Below are 5,063 nucleotides of genomic sequence, written 5' to 3' on the forward strand. Positions count from 1 at the left end.
CTTCCGACCGAAGAATCTGGTCGGGCCGCGCACAGACCTCGCCCGTGCTGGACTCCTCGCGCGAACTCAGCGCGCGGGCGGGACCCTGCACTCCGGCAACCAGATTCTTCGGCCGGCCGGCGCCCAATGCACCACGCGACGGGACAGTCTCAGCCGGCGCCGGCCGACCTCAGAATGACAGCACGGGTGAGAAACGGCTCTACACCCACTCGAGAACCGCTGTGAGGGAGCGCCGCGCGTAGCGTGAACGCGCGCAGAACTCTGGCGCGACCGAAGCCCAGGCAGGCCATCGCGCGGCGGCTCCCCAGGATGACGCTTTCGAGCCCGAGGTTTGGCAACACCCCTCTCAGGAATCGGGTCTCCGGTCCGGATCGGGACCACGCGGCGTCCCGCCGATGGTTAGCGTCCCGTGAGCGGAGACGCCCGGCGTTGACGCACCTGTGCGGCGCCGGTACGTTTTTGCCTCCATCGGCATCCGCCGACAGCAGCACCACTTCAAGCCCGCGTGAGGACCGTCTGAGCAAGCTCGCCGTCCTGATGATCACGGCGTTCGTGGACATGGTGGGCCTGCTCATGGTCATCCCGCTCCTGCCGTTCTACGCCGAGCGCATGGGCGGCGGCGGGCTGTGGGTGGGCATCCTCGTCTCGGCCTTTTCCCTCGCCCAGCTGGTCAGCGCGCCGCTGTGGGGGCGCGTGAGCGACCGCTACGGCCGCCGCCCCGCGCTCCTGGTGGGGCTGGGCGCGGCGGCCATCGCGTACGTCATCTTCGCCCACGCCGAGTCGCTGTGGATCCTGCTGGCGTCGCGCCTGGTGCAGGGCGCCGGCGGCGGCACGGTGGGCGTCATCCAGGCGTACGTGGCGGATTCCACGGAGCCCAAGGACCGCGCAAAGAGCCTGGGCTGGCTTTCGGCCGCCACCAACGCCGGCGTGGCCATCGGGCCCGTGCTGGGGTCGGCCAGCCTGCAGTTCGGCCCCCGGTCGCCGGGTCTGCTGGCGGCGGGGCTGTGCGTGGTGAACATGATCTTCGCGTGGGCGTTCCTGCACGAGTCGCTCGCGGCCGTAAAGCCCGGCGAGACGCGCGCGGCGCCGCGCCGCTCGCGCGAGGTGGTGCTCGACGTGCTCACGCACCCCGGCGAGGCCGCGCCCCGGCTGATCTGGATCTACGCCATCGGCATGGGGGCGTTCACGGGGTTCACGAGCATCCTGGCGCTGTTCCTGGCCCGGCACTTCGGCTTTACGGAGCACACCGTGGGCTGGGTATTCATGTGGAACGGCACCCTGTCCGTGATCGCCCGGGCGCTGGTGCTGGGGCGGATGGTGGACTGGCTGGGCGAGGCCAGGCTGGCGCGCGTGGGCCAGACGGTGCTGGGCGTGGGGCTGCTGCTGATGCCGCTTACCTGGCGCCTGGGCGGCGGAACGACGGTCAACCCGCCGGGCGGCGGATGGTCCGGGAGCCTGGACCTGCGCATCGTGGCCGCCGTCGTGGCGGCGCTGCTCATCGCGGGGCTGCTGCGCCTGGCGCGGCTGATGGAGCCCGGCGAGCGGCTTCGGCTGATGGGCATCATGGGCGGCATCGTGGCGGCCGCCCTGGCGTGGGTGCTGTGGCACGACCCGGATCCCGCCGTGATCGCCATCCCCGACCGGTTCGGGCTGCAGTACCGCTACCTGGCGCTGGCGGCCGTGCTCACCCTGATGCCGCTGGGGACGGCGTTCACCTTTCCCTGCGTGACGGCGCTGCTGTCGCACGTGATCGACCCGCGGGAGCGCGGCGTGGTGATGGGCGTGCAGCAGAGCTACGGCGGCGTGGCGCGGGTGATGGCGCCCATCGCGTCCGGCTGGGCCTGGGACGCGCTGGGCACCAGCTATCCGTTCTGGGGCAGCGCCACGCTCGTGCTGGCGACGCTGTTCCTCACCTTCGGCATCGACCGCGATCGCACCCGCGCGTCCCGCGCCGCCCCCGCGCCTGCTCCGAGCCCCGCCGCGGCGGATGGAGGATAGTACCCAGCCGAAGCCACTGCAGCGGGGCTGAGCCCCCGCAGCGCCCCCACCCGCTCGTTCCTCGCGACCTCCCCCAAAAAACCCCCGGGGGAGGTTGGTTTGTTCAGGGGGTGAGGGAATGCACGAGGAGAGGCGCGGGCCCTCCCCCCCAGCCACGCGGCGCGCGAATTCGCGGCTCTGAACCCGAGATGTCGGCCTTCGCCGACAGCTCGTGCCGGGCGCCGTCGGGGTGCACCACGGTGCGCCTCGCGCTGTCCAGAGCGAATGAATTCGCCGCTGGAAACTCGCGAAGTCCGCCTGCGCGAACTGCCCGAGCAAGTGCCGCCGCGTGTGCACCGGGGCAGCGGTCCGGTCGGTTGAAGCCTCGTTCGCAGAGCGCGTCGGCGCGAGACGGGGCTTACCGCGGTCCCTGCGGCGGGTTTACCCGCTCCGGCCGGGACCCGCGTCCGATCGCCGGCCTCCCCCAACGCAAAAGGCCGGCGCCCCCAATCGGGAGCCCCGGCCTCGCGTGTGGTTGCAGGCTGTACCCTGTAACCCGTCCCCTCTACCCCGCGGTTCAACAGCAGTCAGTGGCACTCCCCCCGCCCCGAATCCTCGAACCGCCGCCCCGGGATGGGCACGAACTCCCACTCGTAGCTGTCGCGGTGGAACTTCATCCGCAGCACGCCGCGCACCTCGTCGGCGATGGCCTCGCTGTGGGGCCGGCGCTCGCCGGGCATGTCGTACGACGGCGCGCCGCCCGTCCCCACCACGAAGCTGCGGATGCCGCGTTCCTCGTCCACCCGCCCCACCGGGTCCAGCGGCGCGAACCGCTCGTAGTGGTGATCGTGGCCGGAAAGCACCACGTCCACCCCGCCGTCGTACAGCGCGCGGTACGCGTCCATCACGCGGTCCGCGCCGCCGTGCTTGCCGCTGCTCCAGCGCGGATGGTGGTAGAACGCCAGCGTACAGCGCGTGTCGCGGTGGCGGCGCAGGTCATCCACCAGCCACGCGTACTGCTCCGACCCGCGCTTGAGCGGCTCGTCGCTGTTGAGGGCGATCAGGTGCCAGCCCTCGTGGTCAAAGCTGTACCACCCCTTGCCGCGCGGCCCCGCCCGCTCGCCAAAGTAGTTGAAGTAGCCGGCCGCGTCCTTCGTCTTGTACTCGTGGTTGCCCACGGAGGGCCGCGTGCGGTCCAGGTGGCGGCCCCACGAGCGCGCGTAGCACTGCCGGAACTCGCGGTCCGTGCCGCTGGGGTACACGTTGTCGCCCAGCGTGACCACCACGCCGGGGATCTCGTCCAGCAGCCGCGCCGTGGCCTCGTCGCCTCGCCAGAAGCAGCTGGCGATGTCGCCCGCGGCCACGATGGACGTGTCGTCCCAGTCGTGCCCGCCGCACGCCGCCAGCAGGCCCAGCGCCAGCACGGCCGCGGCGCGCGTCACGCCGCGGCGGCGCGGATGAAGTCCATCGAGACGGAGTTGAAGTGCTCCGGCCGGTCTACGTTCACCACGTGTCCGCATGCGGGAATGACTTCGAGGCGGCTGAACGCCGTGTGCCGCTCCACCATCCGGCTCACGGGGGGCAGGAACATGTAATCCTCGTCCCCCATCACGTAAAGGGTGGGGATGGGCAGCTCCTTTTGCTCGAACAGCTTCACCAGCAGCGGATTGACCTCGTACGTGAGCCGGAACCAGCGGATGAACTCCTTTTGGCACAGCCGCCTGGCCTGCGTGACGAACAGCGTGCGCGACTCCCGGTGGCGGCTGCGCGGCATGATGATCCACGCGAACAGCCGGTACAGCCACATGTACGGCATCACCCGCTTGAACGCGTTGCCCAGCGCCACCAGCACGCGCGAGCGCAGGTTCAGCCGGATGATGGCGCCGCCCATCACCATGCTCTTCACCCGCTCCGGCGCCATCTCGCCGATGGCCCGGATGAGGATGCACCCCAGCGAGATGCCCACGAAGTGGGCGGAGGGAATCTTCTCGTGGTCCAGCACCTCCAGGATCTCGCGCGACAGGGCGTCGAAGGTGTAGCGGTCACCCTCGTACGGCAGCAGCACGGGCGGCTGCGAGTCGCCGTGGCCGCGCAAATCCACCAGCAGTACGTTGAAGTTCTTGCGGAACTCCTTTACCTGCCGGTACCAGATGGACGAGCTTCCGCCCGCCCCGTGCACGAAGACGACCCACTCGTGGTCGGGGGAAAGAAAGTGTCGACGGTAGGCCAGCATGCGTCGGCAGCGCGGTTCAGGGGTACTGAAGTCCTCCGGGGGGCGGAGGATCCCTTGATACTCCGCAACCCCGTACGCGTTCGGATCTTCGGAAGGTTTCACGAATCACGCCCAGCCATGTGCCTGATCGCATTCGCCTGGAACGCGCACCCCGCCTTTCGCCTGGTGGTGGCCGCCAACCGCGACGAGCTTTACGACCGCCCCGCCGCCCCCGCGGACTGGTGGACGGATGCGCCGGACGTGCTCGCCGGGCGCGACCTGCGCGAGGGCGGCACGTGGATGGGCGTCACCCGCGCCGGCCGCTTTGCCGCCGTCACCAACTACCGCGACCCCGGCCTGGCGCAGCGGGCCGGCGCGCCCTCCCGCGGCGCCCTCGTCGCCGACTTCCTGCGCGGATCGGCGGAGGCGGAGGCGTACGCGCACGACCTGTTGGCGCGGGCGGCGGCGTACAACGTCTTCAACCTGCTGGTGGGGGATGACGGCGGATTGTTCTACCTCTCCAACCGGGCCCCGGGCGTGCGGCGGCTGGAACCGGGCGTGTACGGGCTGAGCAACGCGCTGCTGGACACGCCCTGGCCCAAGGTGGTGCGCGCCAAGGCGGCCCTGGCGGATGCGCTCCGGCGCGCGGATGGCGCCGCCGCGGACGGCTGGGAGTCGGGCCTGTGGGAGATGCTGGCGGACCGCGTGATCGCCGCGGACGACGCGCTGCCGGACACGGGCGTGGGGATGGACCGCGAGCGCCTGCTGTCGCCGCCGTTCATCCGCAGCGACGTCTACGGCACCCGCGCCAGCACCGTGCTCACCCTCGCGCGCGACGGCGAGGCGCGGCTCGTGGAGCGGTCGGTGCGGCCGG

At 71.2% G+C, this 5,063-nt stretch carries 4 protein-coding genes; 2 read left to right on the plus strand and 2 right to left on the minus strand.

Annotation, left to right across the window (positions count from 1 at the left end; genetic code table 11):
- Positions 1-537 precede the first annotated feature (537 nt).
- Entirely contained in the window at positions 538-1,998 is a 1,461-nt protein-coding gene (locus VFZ20_RS19550; protein WP_329685616.1) for an MFS transporter, read from the plus strand.
- Positions 1,999-2,564: 566 nt separating this feature from the next.
- Here VFZ20_RS19550 and VFZ20_RS19555 read toward each other — a convergent pair.
- Positions 2,565-3,419 carry a metallophosphoesterase family protein gene (locus VFZ20_RS19555; RefSeq protein ID WP_329685617.1) on the minus strand — a complete coding sequence of 285 codons (855 nt, stop codon included), beginning with the start codon at positions 3,417-3,419 and terminating at the stop codon, positions 2,565-2,567.
- Entirely contained in the window at positions 3,416-4,210 is a 795-nt protein-coding gene (locus VFZ20_RS19560) for an alpha/beta hydrolase (protein WP_329685618.1), read from the minus strand. Before VFZ20_RS19560 ends, VFZ20_RS19555 begins: the two co-directional genes overlap by 4 nt.
- A 117-nt stretch (positions 4,211-4,327) precedes the next feature.
- Between VFZ20_RS19560 and VFZ20_RS19565 the strand changes: the two genes are divergently transcribed.
- Positions 4,328-5,063 (plus strand): NRDE family protein (locus tag VFZ20_RS19565; RefSeq protein WP_329685619.1); only part of this gene is annotated, 736 nt, incomplete at its 3' end.

This window comes from Longimicrobium sp. (genome assembly GCF_036280135.1).
Taxonomy (GTDB): Bacteria; Gemmatimonadota; Gemmatimonadetes; order Longimicrobiales; family Longimicrobiaceae; genus Longimicrobium.

Excerpts from the sequence above, each read along its gene's own strand:
- VFZ20_RS19560 (WP_329685618.1), bottom strand. The coding sequence starts at position 4,210 with ATGCTGGCCTACCGTCGACACTTTCTTTCCCCCGACCACGAGTGGGTC.
- VFZ20_RS19550 (WP_329685616.1), top strand. The coding sequence starts at position 538 with ATGATCACGGCGTTCGTGGACATGGTGGGCCTGCTCATGGTCATCCCG.